The organism is Pseudomonas sp. WS 5410 (assembly GCF_012985645.1).
In the GTDB taxonomy this organism is placed as follows: Bacteria; Pseudomonadota; Gammaproteobacteria; order Pseudomonadales; family Pseudomonadaceae; genus Aquipseudomonas; species Aquipseudomonas shahriarae.
Genome location: NZ_JAAQWS010000002.1, coordinates 398,321 through 411,263, shown reverse-complemented (window position 1 = coordinate 411,263; position 12,943 = coordinate 398,321). Strand labels below are relative to the sequence as shown.

Sequence of the window (12,943 nt, the reverse complement as noted above, 5' to 3'; positions counted from 1 at the left end):
GTCTTAACCTCGTGCCTCTTCATTACCGGCCACATTACCGGCCACATAACTGGCGGCCAGGATCGCCAGCACCAACTGCTGGAAGTCCAGGCCGGCTGCGCGTGCAGCCATGGGGACCAGGCTGTGGTCGGTCATGCCCGGTGCGGTGTTGACTTCAAGGAACCAGAAGTTCCCCTGGTCATCCTGCATCACGTCTGCCCGCGCCCAACCGGCGATACCCAACGCCTCACAGGCTTTCGCCGTGAGGTCCATCAATTCCTGCTCTTTGGTTGCATCGAGGCCGCATGGGATCCGGTACTGGGTATCGGAGGCCAGGTACTTGGCGTCGTAGTCGTAAAAGGTATGGGGGGTGCCCAGCGCGATAGGCGGCAATACCTGGTCACGGAGGGTCGCGATGGTGAATTCGGGACCGGAGATCCACTGTTCCACCAACACTTGCGAATCGTAGGTACTTGCCGCTTTCCATGCGTCGATCAATTCGGCGGCCGAGTTCACTTTAGCCATGCCGATACTGGAGCCTTCATGGGCTGGTTTGACGATCAAAGGCAGGCCCAGTTCCTTGGCCGCAGAAATACAATCGTCTTCGCTGCACAAAACGCTGTGACGCGGCGTCGGAATGCCCAGGCTGTGCCACACCTGCTTGGTGCGCAACTTGTCCATGGCCAGCGCCGAGGCAAGGATGCCGCTGCCGGTGTAAGGGATCCCGGCGCACTCCAGCAGGCCCTGCATGCTGCCGTCTTCACCGCCACGGCCGTGAAGAATGATGAAGGCGCGGTCGATCTTCTCGGCCTGCAGGCGAGCGAGGAAGTCATCGCCCACGTCGATACCAAAGGCGTTCACACCGGCACTTTGCAGCGCTTGGAGCACAGCATTGCCGGACTTGAGCGACACTTCGCGCTCAGCGCTCTTGCCGCCGAACAGTACCGCCACGCGGCCGAAGTCGGCAGGCGCGATGGTGGAGAACAGGGAGCCGTAGTTGGTGGTCATTTCGACTTCCCCTGGGCAGGCGCGGCAGCAAACAGCGGGCTCGCGAGCAATTTAGGGGCAAGGCCGCCGATATCACCGGCACCCTGGCACAGCAGGATGTCGCCGGCACGCAGCAGCGGCTTGACGATCGGCGCCAGGTCCACACCACGCTCGATATAGATCGGGTCCAGTTGCCCGCGCTGACGGATGCTGTTGCACAGCTTGCGGCTGTCGGCGCCGGGGATCGGTTCTTCACCGGCCGGGTAGACTTCCATCAACAGCAGCACGTTGGCATCGGCCAATACATTTACGAAATCGTCGTACAGGTCACGGGTGCGGCTGTAGCGGTGCGGCTGGTAGACCATCACCAGGCGACGCTCCGGCCAGCCACCACGCACGGCCTTGATCACGGCCGCGACTTCGGTCGGGTGGTGACCGTAGTCATCCACCAGCATCACGTCGCCGCCGTCTACCGGCAGGTGGCCGTAGACCTGGAAGCGCCGGCCCACACCGGCAAAACCCGACAGGCCTTCGACGATGGCTTCATCGCTGACGCCCTCATCGGTGGCGATGCAGATGGTCGCCAGGGAATTGAGCACATTGTGGTTGCCCGGCATGTTCACCGAGACGTCCAGCGGCTCGCGATCCGGGCGCAACACGGTAAAGAAGGTCTGCATGCCCTGCTGACGTACATTGATCGCGCGCACGTCGGCGTCTTCGCTGAAGCCATAGGTCACGGTCGGACGCTTGACCAGCGGCAGGATTTCACGCACCACCGGATCGTCCAGGCACACCACAGCCAAACCGTAGAACGGCAGGTTATGCAGGAACTCGACGAAGGTTTTCTTCAACTTGTTGAAGTCGCCGTCGTAGGTCGCCATATGGTCGGCGTCGATGTTGGTGACCACGGCCACCAGCGGCTGCAGGTGCAGGAAGCTGGCATCGCTTTCATCGGCTTCGGCAATCAGATAACGGCTGGTACCCAGTTGTGCATTGGTACCTGCTGCATTCAGCCGGCCACCGATCACGAAGGTCGGGTCCAGGCCGCCGGCGGCAAATACCGAGGCGATCAGGCTGGTGGTGGTGGTCTTGCCGTGGGTACCGGCGACGGCGATGCCATGGCGGTAACGCATCAGCTCGGCCAGCATCTCGGCGCGGGGCACCACGGGAATACGGCGCTCAAGGGCGGTGGCCACTTCCGGGTTGGAGGTGTTCACGGCACTGGAGACCACCAGTACATCGGCCTGCGCGGCGTTCTCGGCACGGTGGCCGATAAAGATCTGCGCGCCAAACGATTCCAGGCGCTCGGTGACCGGCGAGGTCTTGAGGTCGGAGCCGGAGACCTGGTAACCCAGGTTCAGCAACACCTCGGCGATCCCGCACATGCCCACGCCGCCGATACCGACGAAGTGGATGCGACGGATGCGGCGCATTTCCGGTTGCGGCATGGCTTTTTGATTCTCAACCATGGGCCACCTCCAGGCAGATATCGACCACGCTACGGGTGGCGTCGGGTTTGGCCAGGCGGCTTGCGGTGCTCGCCATGCTGTTCAGTCGTTCGGGTTGCATCAAAACCTCAGTCAGGCATGCGGCCAGATCGGCGGCGCCAGTCGTTCTTTGCGGCAGCAGGAAGGCAGCGCCCTCCCCGGCCAAATATTCGGCGTTGCGGGTCTGGTGATCGTCGATCGCATGGGGCAAAGGCACCAGCAAGGACGGCAGACCGGCAGCAGCCAGTTCACTGACGGTCAACGCACCTGCGCGACAGACCACCAGGTCGGCCCAGCCATAGGCATGGGCCATGTCTTTGATAAAAGGCTCTACAGTCGCCTCGACACCGGCCTCGCGATAGCGGGCGGCAGTCACTTCATCGTGGTTCTTGCCTGCCTGATGGAAAATCTCGGGACGCAGTTCCACAGGCAGTTGCGCCAGCGCCTCCGGCAGCAGCTTGTTCAGCGGTTCGGCGCCCAGGCTTCCGCCGAGGATCAGCAGGTGCGCCTTGCGCCCGGTCAGGGCCTGGCGGGCAATGTCCATAAACAGTTCGGTACGCACCGGGTTACCGGTGGTGCGGCGCTTGTCCATGGCTGCAAACGTATTCGGGAATGCCTCGCAGACCCGCGCCGCCAATGGCGCCAACAGGCGGTTGGCAGTACCGGCCACAGCGTTTTGCTCGTGGACGATCACCGGCACACCGGCCAATCGCGCGGCCACACCGCCAGGACCGGTGACATAGCCACCAAAGCCCAGTACACACACCGGCTTCAACTCACGGATAACCTTGCGCGCCTGCCACACCGCCTTGAGCAACACGAACGGCGCCTTGAGCAGGGACAATTTGCTTTTGCCGCGCAGGCCGCTGACGTTGATCAGGTGCAGGGGCAAGCCGGCAGCCGGAACCAGTTCATTTTCGATGCCACGGGGCGTACCCAGCCAATGCACGGTGTAGCCGCGGGCCTGGAACTCACGGGCACAGGCCAGCGCCGGGAACACGTGGCCGCCGGTGCCGCCCGCCATGATCAGCACGTTAGCGCCCATGGGTCGGCTCCTCGGCAAAATCGCTCTCGCTGAATTCCATCTCTTCGCTGCCCAAATGGGTTCGACTCTCCCACTCGATACGCAGCAACAAGCCGAGACAGGCACAGCAGATCACCAACGAGCTGCCGCCGTAACTGAGGAACGGCAGGGTCAGGCCCTTGGTCGGCAGCAGGCCGACGTTCACACCGATGTTGATCAGGAACTGGCCGATCCACAGGAAGGCCAGGCCGTAAGCCACATAGGCGGCAAAGAATTGTTTGGCTTTCTCGGCCCACAAGCCGATGTACATAGCCCGCACGCAGACGAACACGAACAGCCCGACGGTGGCCAGGGAGCCGACCACGCCCAGCTCTTCGGCGAGTACCGAGAACACGAAGTCGGTATGGGCTTCCGGCAGGTAGAACTGCTTCTGCACGCTGTTGCCCAGGCCCACGCCCAGCCACTCGCCGCGACCGAAGGCGATCAGCGCCTGGGTCAGCTGGTAGCCGGAGCCGAACTGGTCGGACCAGGGGTCGGTAAAGGTGATCAGGCGCGCCATCCGATAGGGTTGCGCCTGCACTAGGATCGTCACGGCCGCCACGGCGAGCCCGACCATCAGGGCAAAGCGGAACAAGCCCACCCCGCCGAGGAACAGCATCGCGGCGGCGGCGCCCATCATCACCACGGTGGCGCCGAAGTCCGGCTCCATCAGCAACAGACCGGCCATGGGCAGCAACACGATGAATGGCTTGAAGAAGCCCATCCAGCTTTCCCGCACTTCTTTCTGACGACGCACCAGGTAGCCCGCGAGGTAAATCACCACGAACACCTTGGCGATTTCCGAAGGCTGCACGTTGAAGGCACCGAAGCCAATCCAGCGCATCGAACCGTTCACCTCACGGCCGATGCCGGGGACGATTACCATCACCAGCAGGCCGAAGGCACCGAGCAGCATCAGCCAACCCAGGCGCTGCCAGGTGGCGATAGGAATCATCATGGTGACGATGCACGCACCGAGGCCGATCACCAGGTAAATCAGGTGGCGGATCATGTGGTACAGGGTGTTACCCGACTGTACGGCGGCCACTTCCGAGGAGGCCGAGGTGATCATTACCAGGCCCAGGCCCAGCAGCGCCAGGCAACCGGCGAGCATCGGGAAGTCGAGGTCGATCCCGCGCCCGGTAATGATCGGCGACGGGTACGGCTTGATAATGTTCTTCAGGTCCAGACTCATGCCAAGCCCTCCACGGCACGGGCGAACAACTGGCCGCGCTCTTCGTAGTTCTTGAACATGTCAAAACTGGCGCACGCCGGCGACAGCAGCACGGCATCGCCGGGCTGGGCCAGGGCGCGGCATTGGGCGATGGCATCGTCCAGGGAGGTGGCGCGCACTTGCGGCACCGCGTCGCCCAGGGCGGCGGCGATCAAGTCGCTGTCACGGCCCATCAGCACCACGGCACGGCAATGAGCAGCCACCGGGCCCTTGAGGTCCTTGAAGTCGGCACCCTTGCCATCGCCACCGGCGATCAGCAGGAGTTTGCCGTCGATATCGGCTCCCAGGCCTTCGATGGCGGCCAGCGCGGCGCCGACATTGGTGGCCTTGGAATCGTTGTAGTAGCTCACGCCATCCAGGTCGCGCACCCACTGGCAGCGGTGCTCCAGGCCGGCAAAGGTGCGCAGGCTCGACAGCATCGCGTCGAACGGCAAGCCGACCGCATGCCCCAACGCCAGGGCCGCCAGGGCATTGGACTGGTTGTGGGCGCCACGGATTTTCAGTTCACGAACCGGCATCAGGTTCTGGAATTCGAAGGCCAGGTATTTCTCGCCATTCTCTTCACGGATACCAAAGGCCTTGAAATCGGGTTTGCTCAGGCCGAAGGTCCAGCATGGCAGGCCCTCACCCATCAGCGGACGGCTCAGGGCATCCTGCCGATTGACCACCACTTGCCGCGCACCACGGAAGATCCGGTGCTTGGCCAGGTGATAAGCCGGCAGGCCGCTGTAGCGGTCCATATGGTCTTCGCTGACGTTCAACACAGTGGCCACTTCAGCGCCGAGTTGATCGGTGGTCTCCAGCTGGAAGCTCGACAGCTCCATGACATACAGCTCGATATCGTCGCTGAGCAAATCCAGCGCCGGCGTACCGAGGTTACCGCCCACGGCCACGCGCTTGCCGGCCGCAGCCGCCATTTCGCCGACCAGGGTGGTGACGGTGCTCTTGGCGTTGGAACCGCTGATCGCAACGATGGGCGCCTTGGCGTTACGCGCAAACAGCTCGATATCGCCGGACAACTTCACGCCACGCGCCGCCGCCGCTTGCAGGGCCGGAGTCGCCAGGGCCAGGCCAGGGCTCACATAGAGCTCGTCGGCACGGCACAGAAACTCGACATCCAACTCGCCACAACGCACTTCCACGTGCGGGTAGTCACGGCGCAGCGTGACCAGCTCCGGTGGATTTTCCCGCGTATCGGCCACGGCAAACGACGTGCCCCGGTTCGCCAGGAAGCGAACCAGGGACATGCCGCTCTTGCCGAGGCCGACAACGATGCGGAAGTGGTCTGAAGCGATCAGGGACACTCGTTTCTACCTCAGTTTCAGGGTGGCAAGGCCAACCAGCACAAGAATCACGGTGATGATCCAGAAACGGACAATCACCCGTGGCTCCGGCCAGCCCTTGAGTTCAAAGTGGTGATGAATCGGCGCCATGCGAAACACGCGGCGACCGGTCAACTTGAAAGATGCAACCTGGATCACCACCGACAGGGTCTCCATCACGAACACGCCGCCCATGATGAACAGGACGATTTCCTGGCGCACGATCACGGCAATGGTGCCCAGGGCCGCGCCCAGCGCCAGGGCGCCGACGTCGCCCATGAACACTTGGGCCGGATAGGTGTTGAACCACAGGAAGCCCAGTCCGGCACCGATCAGCGCACCGCAGAACACAATCAATTCACCCGCGCCCGGTACATACGGGATCAGCAGGTATTCAGCGAATTTCACGTTACCCGACAGATAGCAGAAGATGCCCAGGGCGCCGCCCACCATCACCGTCGGCATGATCGCCAGGCCGTCGAGGCCATCGGTCAGGTTGACCGCGTTGCTGGAGCCGACGATCACGAAATAGGTCAACACCACGAAGCCAATGCCCAACGGGATGCTGGCATCCTTGAGCATCGGGAAAATCAGCGTGGTTTCCACCGCGCTCGGCGCAGTCATATAAAGGAAGATCGCCGCGCCCAGGCCGAACACTGATTGCCAGAAGTACTTCCAGCGGCTTGGCAGCCCCTTGGAATTCTTCTCGATCACCTTACGGTAGTCATCGACCCAGCCAATGGCGCCGAACAGCAGGGTCACCAGCAACACCACCCAGACATAGCGGTTGGCCAGGTCGGCCCAGAGCAAGGTGCTGATGCCGATGGACGACAGGATCAACGCGCCGCCCATGGTCGGTGTGCCGGACTTGGACAAGTGCGACTGCGGGCCGTCATTGCGCACGGACTGGCCGATCTGCAGGTTTTGCAGAGTACGGATCATCCATGGCCCCAGAAACAGCGACAAACACAGCGCGGTCAGCACACCCAGGATCCCGCGCAGGGTCAGGTACTGAAAGACCGCGAAGCCTTTGTGGAACTGTTGCAGATACTCAGCCAGCAGCAGCAGCATTAATGTTTCTCCGTACTTGAGCCACACAAGGCCGCGACGACGTTTTCCATCACCGCGCTGCGCGATCCCTTGATCAAAATGGTTGTGTGTTTGTCTTGTTCGGCTACGCCCAGCGCCTGGATCAACTCGGCCTGGCTCGCGAAGTGCCGCGCGCCCAAACCAAACGAGGCGACGGCGTGGGCCATGTTCGGGCCGACGGCATAGAAGGCGTCGACTTTGCCACTGGCGTAGGCACCCACTTCGCGGTGGGACTGTTCGGCCCAGTCGCCCAGTTCGGCGATATCACCCAGCACCAGCACCTTGCGACCGTCAAAGCCTTTGAGCAGGTCAATGGCCGCGCAGATCGAGGACTGGTTGGCGTTGTAAGTGTCATCAATCACGCGCATACCGTTGCTCGCCAGTTGCGCCACGGTGCGACCCTTGACCGGTTGCACTGCGCCCAGGCCGGTGGCAATGCCGAACAGCGACACGCCCAGGGCGTAGGCAGCGGCGGCGGCGGCCAGGGCGTTGGCAACGTTGTGGTTGCCCAGCAGGTTCAGTTGCACGTGCTCATCACCTTGCGGACTGTGCAGGGTGAAAGCCGGGCAGCCACGGGCATCGAGCGTGATGTTCGAGGCATGGAAGTCCGCCGCGGCGTTGTGCACGGCGAAGCTCAAGACCTTGCGCCCGGCGGCACGTACACGCCAGGTTTCGAAGGCCTTGTCATCGAGGTTCAGGACTGCGGTACCGGAAGCGTCCAGCCCCTCAAGGATTTCACCCTTGGCCTGGACGATCTTCTCGGGGCCACCAAACTCGCCAACGTGGGCAGTGCCCGCGTTATTGATAATGGCGACGTGCGGCCGGGTCATGGCCACGGTGTAGGCAATTTCGCCAATGCGCGACGCGCCCAGCTCGATCACGGCGGCGGTGTGTTCCGGCGCCAGTTCAAGCAGGGTCAGCGGTGCGCCGAAGTCGTTGTTCAGGTTGCCACGGGTCGCCAGCACCGGCCCGCGCGTGCGCAGGATACCGGCAAGCAGTTCCTTGACCGTGGTTTTGCCACTGGAGCCGGTGATCGCCGCCACCGGATTGGTGAACGCCGCGCGGTTCAGCGCGCCCAATTGACCCAGGGCCAGACGGGTGTCGGCCACCAGCAGCTGCGGCAGTGTCGAGTCAGTGACTTCACGCTGCACCAAGGCACCGACCGCGCCTTTGGCGGCCACCTCATTCAAATAGTCATGCCCGTCGAAGCGCGGGCCGGCCAGGGCGACAAACAGTTGCCCCGGCTTGATGTTGCGACTGTCGATACTGACGCCGTCGAAGCTGCAATCGCTCGACAACACACGGGCCGACAAGGCCTGGGTCAGTTCGCTGAACTGCATGGCCTTAAGCATGGGCCACCTCCCACGCGGTCAAGGCGCGATCGGCCTCGACCAGATCGGAGAAGGCATGGCGTTCGCCGTTGATTTCCTGGTAGTCCTCATGGCCTTTACCGGCCAGGACCACCACATCGTCAGCGCTGGCGCTGGCGATCAATTGGGCAATGGCTGCGCCGCGACCGGCGACGAAGCTCACCCGAGAGGCGTCCTGGAAGCCCGCGCGGATATCATCGAAAATCTGCCTTGGCGCTTCGCTGCGCGGGTTGTCGTCAGTCACCAGTACACCATCGGCCAGGCGCTCGACGATCTCGGCCATCAGCGGGCGTTTGCCGCGATCGCGGTCGCCGCCGCAGCCGAACAGGCACAGCAACTTGCCCTTGGCGTGAGGGCGCAGGGCTTCGAGAACCTTTTCCAGGGCATCCGGGGTGTGGGCATAATCGACCACCACCAGCGGCTGCGTCCCGCCACCCAGGCGCTGCATACGCCCGGCCGGGCCTTCAAGCTTGGGCAATACACGCAGGATTTCGTCCAGGGCGTAATCCAGGCCCAGCAAGGCGCCGATGGCCGCAAGGACGTTGCTCAGGTTAAAGCGACCGAGCAAGGCACTGCGCAAGTGGTGCTCGCCCTGGGGCGTGACCAGCGTCGCGAGTACACCTTCGTCATTGAACTGGGCTTCGCGGCAATACAGGTAGGCGCTGGAGTCTTCCAGGCTGTAGCTGATCAGGCGCGCTTCGCTTTTTTCTGCGGCCAGTTGGCGCCCGAATGCATCATCGAGGTTCACGACGCGGCACTTCAGATCGGTCCAGCCGAACAGCTTGGCCTTGGCAGCGGCGTACGCCTCCATGCTGCCGTGGTAGTCCAGGTGGTCGCGGGACAGGTTGGTCATCACTGCCACGTCGAATGCCAGGGCGGTGACCCGGCCCTGGTCCAGGCCATGGGACGACACTTCCATGGCCACGGCCTTGGCCCCGGCCTTTTTCAAGTCGGCCAGGGTCGCCTGCACGGCAATCGGGTTCGGCGTGGTATGCAGGCCGCTTTGCAGCGCCCCATAAAAACCAGTGCCCAGGGTGCCAACGATGCCGCAGTGCTGGCCCAGCAGGTCCAGCGCCTGGGCCACCAGCTGGGTGACACTGGTCTTGCCGTTGGTGCCGGTGACGCCAATCAGGTTGAGCTGGCGGCTCGGGTCGCCATAAAAACGCCCGGCGATATCCGACAACTGCGCCGCCAGGCCCTTGACCGGAATCAAAGGCACATCGGTAATCGGTAATACAGTGGCACCTTCGACTTCGTAGGCCACCGCCGCCGCGCCGCGCTGCAGGGCGTCGGCGATATGGGCACGACCGTCGAACTTGCCGCCTGGCACAGCCAGGAACAGGTCGCCAGCACGTACGTTACGGCTGTCCAGACTCAGTTCGCGAATCAACAGATCGCGGCCAGCGTGGGCGAAAATCTTGTTCAGGCTAAGAGACATCAGCCGCGCCCTCCATTGGCTTTTACAGCAGCGGCCGGTGGTCCGGCGTTGGCTTGTTGGGTCGGCGGCAGGTTGTCCGGCGTGATGTTCATCAAACGCAGGGTGCCGGACATGACTTTGCTGAATACGGGTGCCGAGACCAGGCCACCGAAGTAGCCGGCCTTGCTCGGTTCATCAATGACCACGACGATGGCGTAACGCGGATCGCTCATCGGGCCGAAGCCAGCGAACAGCGAGCGGTAGGAGTTTTCGGCATAGCCTTTGGTGCCCACCGACGTCTTCCGTGCGGTACCGGACTTGCCGGCCACGTGATAGGCCGGGACCTGGGCACGGAACACGCCGCGTGGCGCCTCGATCACTTGTTGCAGCATGGTCTGCATGGTCTTGGCGACGTTTTCCGGGATGACCTGTTCGGATTTCGGCGCTTCGTCCAGGTGGATCAGGCTCAACGGCGTCATGCGGCCATTGTTGGCCAGCACGGAAAAGGCGTGGGCCAGTTGGATCGCGGTCACCGACAGGCCATAGCCATAGGACAGGGTCGCGGTCTCGGCCTTGCGCCACTCACGGTAGTTGGGCAGGTTGCCGACGCGCTCGCCCGGGAAGTCCAGGCCGGTAGGCTGGCCCAGGCCGATCCTCTGCGCCAGGTGGTAGATGTTTTCGCCGCCGATATCGAAGGCGACTTTACTCATGCCGACGTTACTGGAGTTGATCAGGATGCCGGTCAGGTCCAGCACCGGGCCTTCGCTGCGGGACACGTCGCGAATGGTGTACTTGCCCAGTTGCAGGGTGCCCGGATAGACCTCGACTTTGTCGGTCGGCTTCCAGCGCCCGGATTCCAGGGCCGCACTCATGGAGATGGCTTTCATGGTCGAACCCGGCTCGAACACGTCGATCATCGCGCGGTTGCGCATCATCGCCGGTTGCAGGTTGCGACGGTTGTTCGGGTTGTAGGTCGGCTGGTTGACCATGGCGAGGATCTCGCCGGTCTTCACGTCCATGATCACCAGGCTGCCGGCTTTTGCGCCGTTCTCGATGATCGCGTTGCGCAGCTCGCGGTTGGCCAGGTACTGCAGGCGCAAGTCAATCGACAACGCCAAGGGCTTACCGGCCTTGGCGTTTTTGGTGACTTGGACATCCTTGATCAGTCTGCCGCGCCGATCCTTGATGACCTGCCGCTTGCCGGGAACCCCGGCCAGCCACTCGTCGTAGGCCAGTTCCACCCCTTCGCGGCCATGGTCATCAATGTCGGTGAAGCCGACCATGTGGGCAGTGGTCTCGCCGGCCGGGTAGAAACGCCGGAATTCCTCGATGCCGTAGACACCGGGGATTTTCAGGTCGAGCACGCCTTGGCCCTGTTCCGGGGTCAGGCCGCGAACCAGATAGATGAATTCTTTGTTGGCCTGGGCTTCAAGACGCTCTTTAAGGGCCTTGGGATCCTGACCGAGGGCGTGGGCCAGCTCGGTCCATTTGTCCTTGACCGCTTGCAGTTCCTTGGCGTTGGCCCACAGCGTGGTCACCGGGGTACTGACAGCCAGGGGTTCACCGTTACGGTCGGTGATCAGCCCGCGGTGCGCAGGAATCGGGATATGACGCAGGCTGCGGGCATCGCCCTGGCCGATCAGGAAGTCGCGATCCACCACTTGCAGGTCGACGATGCGCCAGGCAATCGCGCCCACCATCAACGCGAGCAAGCCCAGCACGACGCGGAAGCGCCACGGGTAGAGTGCGCCTTCGAGTTTCATCATGGCGCCACCATGCGGACTTCCGCCGCGCCAGGAATGTGCATCTTCAGCTGTTCGGAGGCCAGCACTTCGATGCGGCTATGGGCCGTCCAGGTGCTTTGTTCAAGAATCAGCCGGCCCCACTCCGCCTGGGCCTTGTCGCGCACACTCAATTCGCCGTACAGGCTATTGAGCAGTTGACGGTTCCAGTGGGCGCTGTAGGACACCGCAATTGCAGACACCAGTACGCCGACGTACAGCAGCATCATAAAGAAGCTGCCGCCCGGCAGGGGCTTGGCGAAAAGCTTGCTCACCGCAACTTCTCCGCAACACGCATGACGGCGCTGCGAGCACGTGGGTTGGCCTTGAGTTCGGCTTCGGAAGCGAACTGCGCTTTGCCATGGATTTTGATTTTCGGCACAAAGGCTTCGAAACGCACCGGCAGGTTGCGCGGCAGGTTGTCGGTTTCGCCCTTGACCAGGCGACGCATGAACAATTTGACGATGCGATCTTCCAGGGAGTGGAAGCTGATCACCACCAGGCGACCGCCCACTTCCAGGGACTCCAGGGCAGCCTCAAGGCCAGCCTCCAGGTCGCCCAGTTCGTTGTTAACGTGAATGCGCAGGCCCTGGAATGCACGGGTCGCCGGGTTCTTGCCCTTTTCCCATGCCGGGTTGGCGACTTTCAGTACTTCGGCCAGGTCGGCGGTACGTTCGAACGGCTGGATTTCCCGGCGCTCGACCACGGCACGGGCCATGCGGCCGGCGAAACGCTCTTCGCCGTATTCCTTGAATACGCGGGTGATTTCTTCGTGGGGCGCGGTGGCGATGAACTGCGCGGCGCTGATGCCACGGCTCGGGTCCATGCGCATGTCCAGCGGACCATCATTCATGAAACTGAAACCGCGCTCAGGGTCGTCCAACTGCGGCGACGACACGCCCAGGTCCAGCAAAACCCCGGCCACCTTGCCCGCCATGCCCCGCTCGGCGACTTCCGCGCCCAGCTCGGCAAAGCTGCGCTGCACAACGACAAAGCGGCCGTCTTCGGCCGCTAGCGCTTGCCCGGTGGCAATCGCCTGGGGATCCTTGTCGAATCCGAGGAGTTTGCCCTCCGGGCCGAGCTGGCTGAGGATCAAACGGCTATGCCCGCCGCGCCCGAACGTGCCATCCAGATAGCAGCCATCAGGGCGCACGGCGAGAGCCTCGACGGCTTCGTCAAGCAGCACGGTGATGTGGTTAAAGCCGCTATCAATA

Annotated in this window: 11 protein-coding genes; all 11 read right to left on the bottom strand. The window is 62.9% G+C overall.

From position 1 onward, the window contains the following. Positions 1 to 3 precede the first annotated feature (3 nt). Genes HBO24_RS05390 through rsmH form a run of 11 tightly spaced genes read right to left on the bottom strand, consistent with a single transcriptional unit; the run spans position 4 to position 12,942 of the window. Positions 4 to 987, bottom strand: coding sequence for a D-alanine--D-alanine ligase (locus HBO24_RS05390; protein ID WP_057958506.1), 984 nt, complete (start codon positions 985 to 987; stop codon positions 4 to 6). Beyond that, positions 984 to 2,435: a UDP-N-acetylmuramate--L-alanine ligase gene (gene murC / locus HBO24_RS05385; RefSeq protein WP_115128968.1), complete on the bottom strand. Its 1,452-nt coding sequence runs from the start codon at positions 2,433 to 2,435 to the stop codon at positions 984 to 986. The genes HBO24_RS05390 and murC overlap by 4 nt, the downstream gene beginning before the upstream one ends. After that, complete coding sequence (gene murG, locus HBO24_RS05380; protein WP_169959745.1) at positions 2,428 to 3,498, bottom strand: undecaprenyldiphospho-muramoylpentapeptide beta-N-acetylglucosaminyltransferase; 1,071 nt, start codon at positions 3,496 to 3,498, stop codon at positions 2,428 to 2,430. The genes murC and murG overlap by 8 nt, the downstream gene beginning before the upstream one ends. After that, positions 3,488 to 4,699, bottom strand: a complete 1,212-nt coding sequence (gene ftsW, locus HBO24_RS05375; protein ID WP_162493911.1) for a putative lipid II flippase FtsW — start codon at positions 4,697 to 4,699, stop codon at positions 3,488 to 3,490. The genes murG and ftsW overlap by 11 nt, the downstream gene beginning before the upstream one ends. 8 nt (positions 4,700 to 4,707) lie before the next feature. Next, on the bottom strand, positions 4,708 to 6,054 hold the full coding sequence (murD, locus tag HBO24_RS05370; RefSeq protein WP_076963501.1) for a UDP-N-acetylmuramoyl-L-alanine--D-glutamate ligase: 1,347 nt from the start codon (positions 6,052 to 6,054) through the stop codon (positions 4,708 to 4,710). A 6-nt stretch (positions 6,055 to 6,060) separates the two neighbouring features. Further along, the gene (mraY, locus tag HBO24_RS05365; protein ID WP_029297824.1) at positions 6,061 to 7,143 is read right to left on the bottom strand and encodes a phospho-N-acetylmuramoyl-pentapeptide-transferase; all 1,083 of its coding nucleotides are present in this window, start codon (positions 7,141 to 7,143) and stop codon (positions 6,061 to 6,063) included. After that, the gene (murF, locus tag HBO24_RS05360) at positions 7,143 to 8,513 is read right to left on the bottom strand and encodes a UDP-N-acetylmuramoyl-tripeptide--D-alanyl-D-alanine ligase (protein ID WP_170059374.1); all 1,371 of its coding nucleotides are present in this window, start codon (positions 8,511 to 8,513) and stop codon (positions 7,143 to 7,145) included. The genes mraY and murF overlap by 1 nt, the downstream gene beginning before the upstream one ends. Then, a complete protein-coding gene (locus HBO24_RS05355) occupies positions 8,506 to 9,969 on the bottom strand; it encodes a UDP-N-acetylmuramoyl-L-alanyl-D-glutamate--2,6-diaminopimelate ligase (RefSeq protein WP_170059373.1) in 1,464 nt (487 codons plus the stop codon). Before HBO24_RS05355 ends, murF begins: the two co-directional genes overlap by 8 nt. After that, positions 9,969 to 11,711, bottom strand: a complete 1,743-nt coding sequence (locus HBO24_RS05350) for a penicillin-binding protein 2 (RefSeq protein ID WP_169959848.1) — start codon at positions 11,709 to 11,711, stop codon at positions 9,969 to 9,971. Before HBO24_RS05350 ends, HBO24_RS05355 begins: the two co-directional genes overlap by 1 nt. After that, positions 11,711 to 12,004 (bottom strand): cell division protein FtsL, encoded by a 294-nt coding sequence (gene ftsL, locus HBO24_RS05345; RefSeq protein ID WP_057438173.1) that lies wholly within the window; start codon positions 12,002 to 12,004, stop codon positions 11,711 to 11,713. Before ftsL ends, HBO24_RS05350 begins: the two co-directional genes overlap by 1 nt. Beyond that, on the bottom strand, positions 12,001 to 12,942 hold the full coding sequence (gene rsmH / locus HBO24_RS05340) for a 16S rRNA (cytosine(1402)-N(4))-methyltransferase RsmH (protein ID WP_092238453.1): 942 nt from the start codon (positions 12,940 to 12,942) through the stop codon (positions 12,001 to 12,003). The genes ftsL and rsmH overlap by 4 nt, the downstream gene beginning before the upstream one ends. Between the last annotated feature and the right edge of the window lies 1 nt (position 12,943).

Coding starts and splice junctions, on each gene's coding strand:
- HBO24_RS05355 (WP_170059373.1), bottom strand. CDS start 9,969: ATGTCTCTTAGCCTGAACAAGATTTTCGCCCACGCTGGCCGCGATCTG.
- murF (WP_170059374.1), bottom strand. CDS start 8,513: ATGCTTAAGGCCATGCAGTTCAGCGAACTGACCCAGGCCTTGTCGGCC.
- murG (WP_169959745.1), bottom strand. CDS start 3,498: ATGGGCGCTAACGTGCTGATCATGGCGGGCGGCACCGGCGGCCACGTG.
- murC (WP_115128968.1), bottom strand. CDS start 2,435: ATGGTTGAGAATCAAAAAGCCATGCCGCAACCGGAAATGCGCCGCATC.
- mraY (WP_029297824.1), bottom strand. CDS start 7,143: ATGCTGCTGCTGCTGGCTGAGTATCTGCAACAGTTCCACAAAGGCTTC.
- HBO24_RS05390 (WP_057958506.1), bottom strand. CDS start 987: ATGACCACCAACTACGGCTCCCTGTTCTCCACCATCGCGCCTGCCGAC.
- HBO24_RS05350 (WP_169959848.1), bottom strand. CDS start 11,711: ATGAAACTCGAAGGCGCACTCTACCCGTGGCGCTTCCGCGTCGTGCTG.